Here is a 15,340-nt window from a genome sequence, read left to right as displayed (position 1 = left end):
ATGGAGTATCAGGACAGCCTGAATTGGATACACGAACGTGCCAATTCGGTATTCCGGGTGTGAAGCGGATGCGGATGGAATGGATGCTGGATAAGCTGGGCAATCCTGAGAAGAAAATTACGGGTGTCCATATCGTCGGCACGAACGGCAAAGGATCGACCTTGTCTTATATGCGGAGTGCATTGAATGAAAACGGCTATACAGTGGGGACATTTACGTCCCCCTATATCGAGTATTCAACGAGCGTATTTTCGATTGACGGCAGACCGATATCTGACGAAGACATTGCCATGCTGGTTAATATTGTGCGCCCGGTGTCGGAACGTATGGTGGAGAAACGGATTTAGGCACGTCGACGGAATTTGAAATCATTACGATGATGATGTTCGTCTACTTCGGTAATGTGCATCCGTGGATTATGTGCTGGTTGAAGCGGGTTTAGGCGCAACACATGACTCGACAATGTCTTTAATCCGGTGATGACGCTCTTAACGAGTATCGGTCTTGATCATATTGATATTCTCGGAGACACGCTCTTAGACATTACTAAAGATAAATCAGTGTGATTAAGATATTCCTTTAGTCTTTAACGTAAAATGATGCGTGCCGGGATTATATTTATAAAGTGCTCGATGAGAAAAAATGCGAAAGGCATTGGCTGACACGAGTTATTTTAGTCGCAAACGGTGAAGAATTCAGCTTTAAATACGGCAAATACGATTTTGACGATATTAAACTTGAATGCTCGGCCGCCATCAGCAGGAAAATGCATCGATTGCGATTGCTGCACTGCTTGAAATGATGGACCGTGATCTGGTTAAACTGGACGTCAATAAAATGATCCAGGGTGTGGAAAAAACATTCTGGACGGGCCGTATCGAACGCATCAGTGAAGATCCGGTTATTATTTTAGACGGTGCGCATAACAACGAAGCGGTGGATGTACTTATCGATACGATGCGTGAGCATTACTCTGATAAAAAGATTACGGTCTTGTTCTCTGCAGTCAAAGGCAAGCCATTAGATACGATGGTGTATAAAATCGGTATGCTGGCAGATACGTTTAACGTCACGGAGTTCGACTTCTTTAAAGCAGAAGACGGAGAAGTGCTGTTTAACTCGATTGAACATCCGGATAAACACTTTGTGAAAGATTATATTGAGTATATTAAGAATTTTGACGGGGAAATGCTGCTTGTTACAGGAAGCTTATACTTTATAAGCGAAGTGAAACAGGGATTAAGAGCAGAATAGATATTTGAAGCAGCAGGGGAGCAATCCTCTGCTGTCTTTTTTCTCGTTTAGGTAAAAACAGCTAATTGTCCCATTGAACTGACTACATTGGGGTGATAAACATTCAACCTAATGAAGCCGCAACGATGGGGTGATAATTGGTATTTGCCCCAATGAAGCCGCAACGATGGGGTGATAACTGCCGCGCTCCGCTTGGCTGCCTCCCCACAGGACGTAAGATTAAAATTTTATGTCCTGTGGGGAGGTTAATGGGAGATGGATATACATGAGCCAGCCAAAAGGATCCCATAAAAAAAGAGCACCCAAGGTGCTCTCTAAAAAAATTTAATAAGTGAAAATTATAAACCAGTACCATCTTTTTTGTTGTCTTCCATACCTTTTAATGAATCTCTCATTTCGCGTAATAGAACCAACTGTTCGTCTTCAACTTCTTCTTCAACGAATTTGTTCTTAGTTAATTTGTTAACGACTTTAACAAATACGAATACTGCTGCACCGATAATAACGAAGTCGATAATTGCCTGGATGAACACGCCGTATGTAATGCCCATATATACCCAGTTTGATGCGAAATCAGTATCACCAAAAATTAACGCGATTAACGGCATAATAATATTTTCTACTAATGCCTGAACAATTTTCCCGAATGCTGCACCGATAACTACTGCGACTGCCAAGTCTATAACGTTGCCGCGCAGCATAAAGTCTTTAAATTCCTGCCACATAAAATGACCTCCTGAGTGTTTGAAATAGTAACTTTTATAATAATACATGAATATTTCATGATATCAAGTGTTATTTTACATATTAATAATACCTTAACACAAGGACTTGCAAGCAAATCACTAATAATGTTTAGTTATGAATGTTATAATTAAAGATAATTAAATGTTATTCTTATATCAAGCTTATTCATATCACAAGTTTCGATGAAAGCATTTACTTTATATTGAGAGTAAGTATACAATTAGGATGACTAAATTTAGAGGGGGCTTTTAATGATGTCAAAGAACGTTAAAGACAATTCTCGTCAGACATTATCAGTGAATGGTAAAGATTATACTTATTACAGCCTGCAATCACTAGCAGATTCAGGCATGAGCAAGTCTGAGAACTTGCCGTATTCAATCCGCGTATTACTGGAGTCAGTATTGAGACAGTATGACGGCAGTGTGATTAACGATAATCATATTGAAGCATTAGCAAACTGGGATAAAGGGGATATTAAAGGTAAAGAAGTTCCATTTAAACCTTCCCGCGTTATTCTGCAGGATTTCACAGGAGTTCCTGCGGTAGTTGACCTTGCTTCACTTCGTACAGCGATGGAAGCAGTGGGTGGAGACGTTCAGAAAATCAACCCTGAAGTACCGGTTGACTTAGTAATTGACCACTCAGTACAAGTTGATGAGTACGGCAGCACGAGTGCCTTACAGAAAAATATGGATCTTGAGTTTGAGCGTAACATGGAGCGTTATGAGTTCCTTCGCTGGGCAACTAAAGCGTTCGATAACTACCAGGCTGTTCCGCCTGCAACAGGTATCGTTCACCAGGTTAACCTTGAGTATCTTGCTAACGTAGTGCACGCAAGAGGAGAAGAGGGCGAACAAGTTCTTTTCCCGGATACATTAGTAGGCACTGACTCTCATACGACGATGATTAACGGTCTCGGCGTTCTTGGATGGGGTGTCGGCGGTATCGAAGCTGAAGCGAGTATGCTTGGACAGCCTTCATACTTCCCGGTTCCTGAAGTTATTGGTGTACGTATGACTAACTCATTACCTGAAGGTACAACTGCAACAGACCTTGCTTTAAAAGTAACTGAGGTTCTTAGAAAGAAAGGCGTTGTCGGTAAATTTGTAGAGTTCTTCGGTCAAGGGGTAACAGAATTACCACTTGCTGACCGTGCAACAATCGCAAACATGGCACCGGAATACGGTGCAACTTGCGGATTCTTCGCAGTTGACGATGAAACACTTGATTACATGAGACTGACAGGACGCGACGCAGATCACATCGATGTTGTTCGCGAATACCTGAAAGAAAATAACTTATTCTTCGATCCGGCAGTAGAACCAACTTATACTGACGTTGTTGAAGTTGACTTATCAGTTGAATCATCACTTGCTGGACCGAAACGTCCACAGGATTTAATCAGCCTGTCAAACATGAAAGATGAATACAAAAAATCAGTTACAGCACCGAGCGGTAACCACGGCCACGGCTTAACTGAAGAAGAATTCGGTAAGACAGGTACTGTGAAGTACAACGACGGCGAAGAGCAGGAACTTAAAACAGGTGACCTTGTAATCGCTGCAATCACTTCATGTACTAACACATCGAATCCGTACGTTATGCTTGGTGCCGGTTTAATTGCTAAAAAAGCAGTTGAAAAAGGTCTGACTGTACCTAAGTACGTTAAGACTTCATTAGCACCGGGTTCTAAAGTTGTTACAGGATACCTTGAAGACGCAGGTCTTCAGCCGTACCTTGATCAGCTCGGATTCAACTTAGTTGGTTACGGCTGTACAACATGTATCGGTAACTCAGGTCCATTACGTCCTGAAGTAACAAAAACAATCGTTGATGACGACATGTTAGTGTCATCTGTATTATCAGGTAACCGTAACTTTGAAGGACGTATCCACCCGTTAGTTAAAGCGAACTACTTAGCTTCGCCTCAGCTTGTTGTGGCATACGCACTTGCAGGTACTGTTGATATCGATCTTCGCACTGAGCCATTAGGTCAGGACAAAGATGGTAACGATGTATTCATGAAAGATATCTGGCCTTCAATTAAAGAGGTTAGAGACACAGTAATGTCTACAGTGACACCTGAATTATTCAGAAAAGAATACGAAACAGTATTTGATTCAAACGAAACTTGGAATAATATTGAAGTGACTGATGCACCATTATACGACTTCGGTGACGAATCATATATTCAAAACCCGTCATTCTTCCAGAACTTATCTAAAGAAGCTGGTAAAATTGAGCCATTAAACGGTCTCAGAGTACTTGGTAAATTTGGAGATTCTGTAACGACTGACCACATTTCACCAGCAGGTGCAATCGGTAAAGATACGCCAGCAGGTAAATGGTTAATCGAACAAGGCGTGTCACCACGTGACTTTAACTCATACGGTTCACGACGCGGTAACCACGAAGTAATGGTACGCGGAACATTCGCTAACATCCGTATCCGTAACGAAATTGCTCCGGGTACAGAGGGCGGATTCACAACACACTGGCCGACAGGCGAAGTAACAAGCATCTATGAAGCGTCAGAGAAATACCTTGAAGAAGGTACAGGACTGATGATCGTAGCAGGCGACGACTACGGCATGGGATCAAGCCGTGACTGGGCTGCTAAAGGAACAAACTTACTTGGTGTTAAAGCAGTATTAGCAGCAAGCTACGAGCGTATCCACCGTTCAAACTTAGTAATGATGGGTGTTCTGCCATTACAATTTGTTAACGGCGAAAACGCTGAAGACCACGGACTTGACGGTTCTGAGTCTTTCGATATTAATATCGATGAAAGTGTTACAGCTGGAGAAATTATCGATGTTGTTGCGACGAAAGTCAACGGCGACAAAGTTAAACTTAAAGCTAAAGTACGCTTTGACTCAGACGTTGAAGCAGACTACTACAGACACGGCGGTATTTTACAGCTTGTGCTCCGTAAGAAGATTGCATCAGCTTAATAAGAATTTAAAAACAGATTTCATAAATCCATCAAAGCGATGCTTTGATGGATTTATATTTTGAGCTGACCGATGCCGCATGTGTTCCTCTCATCCGGTCGATAAAAACCAATTAACCGCATGTGCCACATTCATCCGGTCGATACAAACTAATTGACCGCATGTACCACACTCATCCGGTCGACGACACAAACACTAAACCCAGCAATACAGGCAGCAAAAAAACGGCCTGAAAGTCCAGATTAGACTTCAGGCCGTTCTCTTATTTGTCAATTACATAAACGTAATCTTCGGTTCAGTGCCGTCTTTAATACGTTGCATGTTGGAAATATGTTTTACAACAACGATAATTCCAAGTACAATTCCAAAGCCGATCATAAAAGGGTCGCCGGTAAACATCACACTGATGATTAATGCAATGGCTGCAAATACACTTGAAAGTGATACGTATTTCGATACTTTTAAAGTGATTAAAAACGTTGCAATCAGCACCAGGAAGATAATCGGATTTGCTGCTAAAATAGCACCGCCGCCTGTTGCGACTGCTTTGCCGCCTTTGAATTTTAAAAATATTGAATAGACGTGGCCGATTGCCGCGACAACCCCGAATATTACTACAGGGAAATCAACGTCAGTACTGACGAGCATTGCAACCCATACCGGTATTGCACCTTTTAACAGGTCGAGAATCAGTACAACGATACCGGCTTTCTTGCCGAGTATACGGAATGTGTTCGTCGTGCCGATATTGCCGCTCCCATGTTCACGCAAATCAATTTTATAAAATGTTTTGCTGATAAACAAGCTGAATGGAATTGAGCCGAAAAGGTAGCTGAAAATTAATAATAAAATAACTGTATACACTAAATAATCCCCTTTTGCTATCAGGTACTAATAGTTTACCATAAAAAAATATTTTCGCCATATAATTATAAAGTAGTCTATAATATAATTATGTCAACTTTATATATTTTGTTGCAAAACTTAGAGATTTATATAAAAATAGATAAGTAGATTAATTTAACGAACATACGTTTGTATTGTTTGTAGGAGGATACAGACTTGGCAAAACAAACTGGATATACTGATGAGTCCATTCAAATATTAGAAGGCCTGGATGCTGTTAGAAAGCGTCCGGGTATGTATATCGGTTCTACAGATACGAGAGGGCTCCATCACCTTGTATATGAAATAACCGACAATGCGGTCGATGAGATTATTAACGGCCACGGCAATGAGATCAATATTACGATTAACAAAGATGAAAGTATTACTATCCGTGACAACGGCCGCGGACTGCCGACAGGCATGCACTCAAGTGGGCGTCCAACAGCTGAAGTAATATTTACTGTACTTCATGCGGGCGGTAAGTTCAGCTCGGATAACTACAAATCGGCCGGTGGACTGCACGGCGTTGGGTCATCTGTAGTTAACGCCCTAAGTGAATCGATGAAGATCCGTGTCTTTAGAAACGGCAAGATTCACGAGCTGTCGTTTAAAAACGGCGGCAAGGTCGACGGCAAGTTAAAAGAAGTCGGCAAAACGAAAGAGTCGGGAACAGAAGTTACCTTTAAAGCGGATCCTGAAATCTTTAAACAGACGATTGCGTTTAACTTTGAAACAATCGCTGAGCGTATGCGCGAGTCTGCATTTTTAACTAAAGGCTTAAAGATTACGATTAACGATAAAAGAACTGATGAAGAAGAAATCTTTCAGTTTGAAGACGGGCTGAAATCATTTATTGAATTCCTCAATGAGGGCAAGGATGATATCGGTAACATTGTGATGTTCGAAGGCACATACAATGAAATGGTTGCTGAGGTTGCCTTCCAGTTTAACGATCAATATTCTGAAACGCTTATTTCATTCGTGAACAACGTCCGCACAAAAGACGGCGGCACGCACGAAGTTGGCTTTAAAACCGGCTTTACTCGAGCATTTAATGAATACGCACGTAAAATCGGTGAATTAAAAACGAAAGATAAAAATTTAGAAGGCAGTGATATCCGTGAAGGACTGACTGCTGTCATATCCATTAAACTTCCCGAACACCTGCTCCAGTTCGAAGGCCAGACAAAAGGCAAGCTCGGTACTTCAGAAGCCCGCAACTTAATGGAAACTTTATTAACGGAACAGCTGCCGTACTATTTAGAAGAGAACGGCGCCTTATCAACACAGCTCGTTAAAAAGGCAATTAAAGCCCGCCAGGTGCGTGAAGCTGCCCGTAAAGCGCGTGAAGAAGCGCGCAGCGGCAAAAAGAATAAATCGAGAGATACGCTGCTGTCAGGTAAATTGACACCAGCGCAGAGTAAAAATGCGAAGAAAAATGAATTGTTCCTGGTAGAGGGTGACTCTGCCGGCGGTTCAGCCAAGCAGGGGCGTGACAGACGCTTCCAGGCAATTTTGCCCTTACGCGGTAAAGTAATTAACACTGAAAAAGCGAAGTTCGAAGACATCTTTAAAAACGAAGAAATCAACACGATTACGCATACAATCGGTGCGGGTGTCGGTACTGACTTTAAAGTGGATGATACGAACTACGACAAGATTATTATAATGACCGATGCGGATACGGACGGGGCGCACATACAAGTATTGTTATTAACGTTCTTCTTTAATTACATGCGTCCGTTATTTGAAGCAGGCAAGATTTATATTGCACTGCCGCCGCTCTATAAACTAGAGAAAAAAGGCAAGAAAAAAGATATTAAATATCTCTGGACTGAAGACGAGCTTGCTGCAGCACAGGAAGAAATGGGTGGTAATGTCGAACTGCAGCGCTATAAAGGTCTCGGTGAGATGATGGCCGAACAGCTGTGGGAAACGACGATGGATCCGGAGACACGCACGCTGATTCAAGTGAGAATTGAAGATGAAGCATTATCCTTAAAACGTGTCACAACGCTGATGGGTGATAACGTTGAAATCAGACGTAAGTGGATCGATTCAAACGTGTCATTTACGCTGGAAGAAGGTAACAGCATTCTTGATAATCAGGATGTAGAAAAAATTAGCAGAGAGTGATGAAGATTATGGCCGAGCATAACCCAATTCAGCAATTAAAATTAGAAGATGTAATCGGAGACCGCTTTGGGAGATACAGTAAGTACGTCATTCAGGACCGGGCAATACCGGATGTGCGTGACGGACTGAAACCCGTGCAGCGCCGTATTTTATACGCGATGTATAAAGAGGGCAATACGTTCGATAAAAACTACCGTAAAAGTGCAAAAACCGTTGGTAACGTCATTGGTAACTATCACCCGCACGGTGAAAGCAGTATATACGATGCCATGGTCCGTCTGGGTCAGGATTGGAAAATGCGTGAAGAGCTGATTCTGATTCACGGTAACAAAGGGAGCGTCGACGGCGACCCTGCAGCTGCGATGCGTTATACGGAAGCGAAACTCGCTGAGATTTCAAGTGAGCTGTTAAGAGATCTCAACAAAAATACTGTGCCGTTTATGGATAATTTCGATGATACGGAACAGGAACCGTCAGTACTGCCGGCAAAATACCCGAACCTGCTCGTTAACGGCGCAACGGGGATTTCTGCAGGGTATGCAACGGATATTCCGCCGCATAATTTAGGCGAGGTAATCGATGCGACCTTAAAAATCATCGATAAGCCAAGTGCTTCTATCGATGAACTGCTTGAAATCGTTAAAGGCCCGGATTTCCCGACAGGGGCAATTATCCAGGGTAAAAACGAGCTTAAAAAAGCGTACACAACAGGCAAAGGCAGAATTGTTGTCCGCAGTTTAGTTACAAAAGAAGAAACCCGCGGCAACAAATGAACATTGTAATCACTGAAATTCCATATGAAGTGAATAAAGCGAATATGGTTAAGAAAATGGATGAATCCGTGCAGACAGACAGGTGGACGGTATTATCGAAGTCCGTGATGAAACGGACAGAGAAGGTATGAGAATTGTGATTGAAGCGCGTAAAGATGCGAATATCGATGCGATTATTAACTACCTGTACAAGAAGACTGATTTACAGATTTCATATAACTTCAATATGGTGGCAATCAGCGACCGGGCACCGAAGCAGATGGGCTTAAAAGATATACTGGAAGCGTATATTAAGCACCAGAAAATTGTTGTTACGAAACGTTCTCAGTATGATCTTGAACATGCTGAGAAGCGTATGCATATTATCGAAGGGCTGATTAAAGCATTATCCATTCTCGATGAAGTCATTCGTACAATCAGAGAGTCTGAGAATAAACGTAATGCCAAAGAAAATCTGGTGGAACGTTATGACTTCACCGAGCGTCAGGCAGAAGCGATCGTTATGCTTCAGCTGTACCGTTTAACGAATACGGATATTGCAGAGCTTGAAACAGAACAGAGCGAGCTCCAGTTCCAGATTAATCAGCTGACTGAAATTTTAGGCGATGAGAAAAAATTAAAAAATGTTATTAAATCAGAACTCAGAGAAATTAAGAAAAAGTATGCTTCAGAACGTTTAACTTCAGTAGAAGATGTCATTCAGACGATTGAGATTTCTAAAGAACAGTTAATCGCCAAAGAAGATACAGTCGTTTCTCTGACAAAAGAGGGCTACGTGAAACGTACGAGCCTCCGGAGCTACAATGCATCAAAACCGGAAGAGCTGGGAATGCGTGAAGGAGATAAGACACTATTCAGCAGTATGTCGAATACACTGGAACAGCTCTTAGTCTTCACAAACTTCGGCAACTATATGATTATTCCGGTTCACGGCCTTCAGGATACTAAATGGAAAGATATGGGGCAGCACTTGTCGTCGAGATTCAATTTAAAACATGCTGAAGAGCCGATTTTTGCCACGACGATCGCTAAGTTCGATGAAAATGTCAGTGTTGTGATGGCAACGAAACTGGGCCAGGTGAAACAGACCTTGTTAAGCGAATTTGAAGCGACGCGTATTTCACGTCCGATCGTCAATATTAAGCTTAAAAAAGATGATGAAGTCGTTGGTATTTCTATTACAGAACTGGGTAATGAATCATTACTGTTCGTGACAGAAAAAGGATTGACGCTTAAGTATCCGGCAATTGAAGTATCGGCAACAGGCTTGAAATCTCAAGGTGTTAAAGCGATGAACGTAAAAGCAGATGATAATCTCGTCTTCGGTGAACTCATCCCTGAAGAAGGAAACCTCGTTACAGTATCAAACAGAGGTGCGGTAAAACGCACGAGTCTCGATACGTTCGAACCAGGTGCAAGAGCACAGGTCGGTTCAATGCTGTATAAAGATATTAAATCTAAACCGCACAGAGTGGTTGCAGCTTCTGTCACAAGGGCAGGCAAAGACCAGTCAATTGAACTCATATCAGAAACGAACACTCACATACTGCGTGCCAATGAAGTGCGTTTAAGCGGTAAGTATTCCAACGGCTCCTTTGTCGTTGAAGAAGAAAGCTTCGGCGTAGTGACAGATGCACACTTCAGCGCCTTATAAATATAAAAAAATGCAGGAATGGGTGAAATAAATGGAACAAGCATTTAATATTTTGAAACTGCGGTAAACTTTGCCAATGATTTACTGTGGCAGGAAGTATTAATCGGGCTGTTAATTGTTGCCGGCTTATATTTTTCTTTCACATCGAAATTCGTCCAATTCCGCTGGCTGAAGATCATGTTTTCTTCTCTTGGGGAAAAACGGGCGAAAATGCCGGACGGCTCGAAAGGAATTTCATCTTTCCAGGCGTTTACCATCAGTGCCGCCCAGCGTATCGGGACTGCGAATATCGCAGGGGTCGCGACAGCTATCGTTGTCGGGGGTCCCGGTGCGGTCTTCTGGATGTGGGTAGTTGCACTCTTGGGTGCGGGAACTGCATTCTTTGAAGCAACACTGGCTCAAGTTTATAAAGTACGCGATAAAGAATCAAGCTTCCGCGGAGGTCCGGCCTACTATATGACTAAAGGTTTAAATCAAAAGGCATTGGTTACGTATTTGCGGTATTGATGACGATTACGTTTGGTATTGTGTTTGTTATGCTGCAGTCGAATACGATTGCGAATGCATATGATGAAGCATTTGGGATTAATACAGCGGTCAGCGGTATTGTCGTTGCGATTATTGTCGCGTTGTAATCTTTGGCGGTGCGAATCAATTGCCAATGTAGCTACAGCGATTGTTCCGGTAATGGCAGGCTTGTACATCATTCTGGTCACAGTGATTCTTGTGATGAATACGATATGATTATTCCGATGCTGCAGACGATTGTAGTGAATGCTTTAGGTATTGAAGAAGTATTCGGCGGTGCGATAGGGGCTGCGATTATTAACGGTTTCCAGCGGGATTACTGTCAAACGAAGCGGGTATGGGTTCAGCACCTAACGCGGCGGCATCAGCGGCAGTGCGTCATCCGATTCAGCAGGGGTTAATTCAGTCGCTCGGTGTGTACTTCGATACGATTATCGTGTACGGCAACAGCGATTGTGATTCTCATGTATACAGACTTAAGTTTTGGTGCGGATGCACCGCAGGGAATCGCAGTCACAGGCTGCAATGGATCAGCAGTTCTTTGGTTACGGCGGTATTATTATCGCAGTATTCATTCTGCTGTTTGCATTCTCGACAATTCTTGGTAACTACTTCTATGCACAGAGTAACTTAAGCTTTATTGTGGATAATAAAAAAGTAACATTTGCGTTTAGAGTTATTGTTGTAATTATGACAGCAGTCGGTGCCGTACTCGGCGTACAGCTGGTATGGACTCTGGCCGATTTATTTATGGCCTTCCTTGCGATCATTAACTTAATGATGGTCGTGGCACTGAGTCCCTTAGTATTTGAACTGATGAGGGATTATAAGAGCAAAAAGACAGAGGAGAATCTCCGATATTCTATGCGAAGAATATTTCTTACAAACTGCCGGATGATAACCAGTGGGGCGATGAGGATTACCGTAAGGACGACCCTGAAGATTATAATAAGTAAATAAATTCAGGACATAAATTTTACTGTAAATAAAAGACTGTCCCGGGCGCATTAGTGCACCGGGGACAGTCTTTTATATTATTACTTAACTTTTAGGCTTAATCATCTTACTCTCAAATCTGTTCAGATTTTCAATTTTACCAATTATGACGAGAACATCATTCTCCAGAATGTTCATCTGGGGATCCGGCGGTACGATGACTTCTTTATTACGCTTAATCGCAATAACATTTAAGCCGAATTTTTCACGTATACCAATATTAATCAGTGCAGAGTTAATAAATCGTTCATTGGCATCATATTCCACTATGGCAGTATCATCTGATATTTCCATATAGTCGACAAGGGACATATTAACCAGCTGATTTGCGAGACGTATGCCCATTTCAGTTTCCGGGTGCAGGATATTGTTTGCGCCCAGTTTTTTCAGCACCTTGGCGTGGTGATTACTTTGAGCTTTTGCAGTAATACTTTCAACACCTAATTCTTTTAAAATTAATGTACAAAGAATGCTGGTTTGTATATCTTCGCCAATCGCAATAATCACCTCATTGTAATGTTCGATACCGATAGCCCTCAGCATATTCTCATCGGTGGCGCTGCCGACGATGCATTCAACAGCGTAGTCTTCATAGTCCTTGACCTTACTTTCGGATATATCTATTACAGTGACATCTGCTGAGAGCTTATGTAATTGTTTTACTGCACTGCCCCCAAATTGCCCGAGACCAATGACCGCAATTTCTTTAGTCATACTGTTCACCCAATCACTTTAAGTTTTATAGTATTAGTTCTTGAATCTTCTATATTATCCAGTATAACTTTTTCGTCAGAAAGAATGAAATGTTCCGAATAGTATAAGCACACCTGCTTGATATGTCAGACAGATAAAATACTTTAATGTTATTGCCGGCACTTTAATTGTGGTGTAAAATTGAATTATGATAAGGTATCTATTATGTCTGCAGCCGGAAGGATATACTTATGGAACTTTGGGATTTATATGATAAGCACAGAAGACTGACAGAACAGACGATGGTGCGCGGTGATGCAATGATTAAAGATACATATCATCTCGTTATTCATGTAGTCATTTTCAACAGCAAAAACCAAATGCTGATTCAAAAAAGAAATATGATAAAGTCAGCAATCCGAATATGTGGGATATCTCAGTAGGCGGCAGTGTAACAGCAGGGGAAACCAGTCAGACGGGTGCCATGCGTGAAACTGAGGAAGAACTGGGCTTACAAATCGATTTACATAATCAGCTGCCGCACTTATCGATGACCTTTGAGCGGGTTATGATGATATATACATCGTGAACCGTGAAGCGGAAATAAACGAACTCGCAGTACCGAACGATGAAGTATCGGATGCGAAATGGGCAACGATTGATGAAATTTACGAAATGATCGATGACAGAACCTTCATCAATTACCGTAAAAGCTTAATTCAGCTGCTGTTTGATATGAGATATCAGTATGGTGGAGTGATAAGAGATTAATATTAACAATTATATAGAGGAGAGATTACATGACCAAGTGTGCAAGCTGCAATAAGCAGTGGACCGGCATGTTATTGTTTAAGGCGCATTTTGCTTCAGAAAAAGGAGTGGAGTGTGATTACTGTCATGAAAAGCAGTATGTATCGGAGAAATCAAAAAAACGTATGATCATCCCGCTACTGTTAGTGACAGCAATGTTATTAATAGGACTGTTTGCACCGCCGTCTGTCACACAGTATTTCTGGGTGTATATTATGATTACAGCGGTCACAATAATATTCATGTATGTGAGTCTGGAACTCACGAATGTACCGCCTGAAAACCAGAGAAATTAAATGTACATTATTAACAGAGACAATATTAAATTGTCTCTGTTATTTTTCTGAATTTTTGATATACTTCTGTAATACATAAAAAGAAGAAGGTTATTATATCCAATCAACTGCGTATCGGCTCAAGTATTTACATGAACTATATACTGCTCGGCATGATTAATTTAATCATTGCTTTACATATGGGCTTTCTGACTGAACAGCTCAATACAGATGCAGCGGCAATTTCCGCTCTAATATCGGCTATCGGCATCGGTAAGCTGATTGCCTTGTCTTTTGCGGGCAAGCTGTCGGATAATCTCGGACGCCGGCCCATGCTAATCACAGCGTGCTTTTTGTACGTCGTGTTTTTAGTAGCCATTCCGTTTGCCCCGACCTACACAATCGCGTTTATGTTTGCACTGCTGGCAGGAATGGGTAATTCAATTCTCGATACGAGTTCGTATCCGGCACTGATTGAAGTGTTCAGAAAACGTTCGAGTTCAGCAACGGTGCTTGTTAAAGCATTTATGTCTGTCGGGTCAACAATTCTGCCGTTAATGATTACGTTCTTTATGGCACGTGATATGTTCTACGGTTACACGTTTTTTATAATGGCGACAATTTTCTTATTCAACGCTATTCACTTATTTACTCTGAAATTCCCGGAAGCGAATTTGCTTGAGGAAGTACCGCAGACAAAAGCAGAGAAAGAGAAGAATGTTAAACCGGTTAAAGCTGCATTGATCTTCAAGGGAAAACCGAAGTTTATGCGTGAGGGAATTACAGTTATCGCAATTGGCTTTACGTCAGTAGGATTGTTCCTTATTATCCAGACGTGGATGGCGACATTTGCACAGGAAGTGATTGGACTATCGGAAGCACAGGCAATTAACCTTTTAAGCATTTACAGCTTAGGTGGATTTTTAACAGTAATCATTTTAGCGACACTGCTGGATAAATTATTCAGACCGATTACGGCACTGATTATCTATCCGATGATTGCGATCGCAGGATTACTTACTTTACTGTTCGTGGAGAGCTATACAATACTAATCTGTATTGCATTCATTCTCGGTATGGCAACATCTGGACTGTTCCAGCTGGCAGTGACTTTAATGGCCCAGTTCTTCCCGGAGAAGAAGGGGACAAGTACAGCCTTCGTTACACTGTCATCGAGTATCGCATTTATTACACTGCCGTATGTGACGGGACTGATTAACCGTCACATGGGTGTCTCTTATGTATTTATGTTCGAGATTGTTATTGCAGTAATCGCAGTAGTGCTTGCAGCATTCATTTCGTTCCGTTACCGTAAGGTGTTCGATCTTGAAACTAAAACTAAAAATAAAGTGTTGTGGAGAAATCCGTAATTATATTGCCCTGGTCAGAGACGACTGTTATATTTAGTTGAGAGATTTAACAGAGTGAGAGGTGACCTGTATTGGCAAAGTTATTCAATATCGTTTTAATTATTTTGGGATCTCATCTCTGATAAACGGATTTTCACATATCCCTTCAAGTATGTTTCTTGCTGCAGTAAATATAATCGCAGCTGTAATATTACTGTATGTGGGTATTAAGATGCTTAGAGCAGGTAAAGAAGATAATCAATCTGCTGATAATTAAATA

At 41.7% G+C, this 15,340-nt stretch carries 10 protein-coding genes and 3 pseudogenes; 10 read left to right on the top strand and 3 right to left on the bottom strand.

The window, feature by feature from the left end; translation table 11 throughout:
* Positions 1–1,254, top strand: a pseudogene (locus tag G4D76_RS16525) (folylpolyglutamate synthase/dihydrofolate synthase family protein).
* Between the two features lie 338 nt (positions 1,255–1,592).
* Here the strand turns inward: G4D76_RS16525 and mscL are convergent.
* A complete protein-coding gene (gene mscL, locus G4D76_RS02325) occupies positions 1,593–1,979 on the bottom strand; it encodes a large conductance mechanosensitive channel protein MscL (protein ID WP_213810435.1) in 387 nt (128 codons plus the stop codon).
* A 276-nt stretch (positions 1,980–2,255) separates the two neighbouring features.
* Here mscL and acnA point away from each other — a divergent pair, with 276 nt between their 5' ends.
* Complete coding sequence (gene acnA, locus G4D76_RS02320) at positions 2,256–4,958, top strand: aconitate hydratase AcnA (protein WP_213810967.1); 2,703 nt, start codon at positions 2,256–2,258, stop codon at positions 4,956–4,958.
* 273 nt (positions 4,959–5,231) lie between these two features.
* Here the strand turns inward: acnA and plsY are convergent, their stop codons facing one another.
* Positions 5,232–5,822 (bottom strand): glycerol-3-phosphate 1-O-acyltransferase PlsY, encoded by a 591-nt coding sequence (gene plsY / locus G4D76_RS02315; RefSeq protein WP_213810434.1) that lies wholly within the window; start codon positions 5,820–5,822, stop codon positions 5,232–5,234.
* Between the two features lie 198 nt (positions 5,823–6,020).
* On the opposite strand from plsY, the gene parE reads away from it, so the two are divergent.
* The 3 genes and pseudogenes from parE (at position 6,021) to G4D76_RS15755 (ending at position 11,893) form a co-directional block, all read left to right on the top strand.
* Complete coding sequence (gene parE, locus G4D76_RS02310) at positions 6,021–7,982, top strand: DNA topoisomerase IV subunit B (protein ID WP_213810433.1); 1,962 nt, start codon at positions 6,021–6,023, stop codon at positions 7,980–7,982.
* Positions 7,983–7,990: 8 nt separating this feature from the next.
* A pseudogene (gene parC, locus G4D76_RS02305) lies at positions 7,991–10,409 on the top strand (DNA topoisomerase IV subunit A).
* A gap of 84 nt (positions 10,410–10,493) precedes the next feature.
* Positions 10,494–11,893 (top strand): annotated as a pseudogene (locus G4D76_RS15755) (alanine/glycine:cation symporter family protein).
* Between the two features lie 85 nt (positions 11,894–11,978).
* Here the strand turns inward: G4D76_RS15755 and G4D76_RS02295 are convergent.
* Positions 11,979–12,647 carry a potassium channel family protein gene (locus tag G4D76_RS02295; protein ID WP_026859766.1) on the bottom strand — a complete coding sequence of 223 codons (669 nt, stop codon included), beginning with the start codon at positions 12,645–12,647 and terminating at the stop codon, positions 11,979–11,981.
* 230 nt (positions 12,648–12,877) lie between these two features.
* Here G4D76_RS02295 and G4D76_RS14285 point away from each other — a divergent pair, with 230 nt between their 5' ends.
* The 5 genes from G4D76_RS14285 to G4D76_RS02280 all read left to right on the top strand — a co-directional run bounded on the left by G4D76_RS14285 (position 12,878) and on the right by G4D76_RS02280 (position 15,081).
* On the top strand, positions 12,878–13,069 hold the full coding sequence (locus tag G4D76_RS14285; RefSeq protein WP_250130115.1) for an NUDIX hydrolase: 192 nt from the start codon (positions 12,878–12,880) through the stop codon (positions 13,067–13,069).
* Positions 13,051–13,215 carry an NUDIX domain-containing protein gene (locus G4D76_RS14280; protein WP_250130114.1) on the top strand — a complete coding sequence of 55 codons (165 nt, stop codon included), beginning with the start codon at positions 13,051–13,053 and terminating at the stop codon, positions 13,213–13,215. The genes G4D76_RS14285 and G4D76_RS14280 overlap by 19 nt, the downstream gene beginning before the upstream one ends.
* Complete coding sequence (locus tag G4D76_RS14275; RefSeq protein WP_250130113.1) at positions 13,212–13,397, top strand: NUDIX hydrolase; 186 nt, start codon at positions 13,212–13,214, stop codon at positions 13,395–13,397. Before G4D76_RS14280 ends, G4D76_RS14275 begins: the two co-directional genes overlap by 4 nt.
* A gap of 29 nt (positions 13,398–13,426) precedes the next feature.
* A complete protein-coding gene (locus G4D76_RS02285) occupies positions 13,427–13,732 on the top strand; it encodes a TIGR04104 family putative zinc finger protein (protein ID WP_213810432.1) in 306 nt (101 codons plus the stop codon).
* Positions 13,733–13,863: 131 nt separating this feature from the next.
* Positions 13,864–15,081 (top strand): MFS transporter, encoded by a 1,218-nt coding sequence (locus tag G4D76_RS02280; protein ID WP_213810431.1) that lies wholly within the window; start codon positions 13,864–13,866, stop codon positions 15,079–15,081.
* Positions 15,082–15,340: the final 259 nt, after the last annotated feature.

The organism is Jeotgalicoccus sp. WY2 (assembly GCF_018437745.1).
Classification (GTDB): domain Bacteria; phylum Bacillota; class Bacilli; order Staphylococcales; family Salinicoccaceae; genus Jeotgalicoccus; species Jeotgalicoccus psychrophilus.
Note: the sequence above shows the minus strand (reverse complement) of the source record. Positions and strands in the feature narration are given on the sequence as shown.

Bases quoted from the DNA above. Each gene is read 5' to 3' on its own strand.
- G4D76_RS14285 (WP_250130115.1), top strand. From the start codon at position 12,878: ATGGAACTTTGGGATTTATATGATAAGCACAGAAGACTGACAGAACAG.
- acnA (WP_213810967.1), top strand. From the start codon at position 2,256: ATGTCAAAGAACGTTAAAGACAATTCTCGTCAGACATTATCAGTGAAT.
- G4D76_RS14280 (WP_250130114.1), top strand. From the start codon at position 13,051: ATGTGGGATATCTCAGTAGGCGGCAGTGTAACAGCAGGGGAAACCAGT.
- G4D76_RS02280 (WP_213810431.1), top strand. From the start codon at position 13,864: ATGAACTATATACTGCTCGGCATGATTAATTTAATCATTGCTTTACAT.
- G4D76_RS02295 (WP_026859766.1), bottom strand. From the start codon at position 12,647: ATGACTAAAGAAATTGCGGTCATTGGTCTCGGGCAATTTGGGGGCAGT.
- G4D76_RS02285 (WP_213810432.1), top strand. From the start codon at position 13,427: ATGACCAAGTGTGCAAGCTGCAATAAGCAGTGGACCGGCATGTTATTG.
- mscL (WP_213810435.1), bottom strand. From the start codon at position 1,979: ATGTGGCAGGAATTTAAAGACTTTATGCTGCGCGGCAACGTTATAGAC.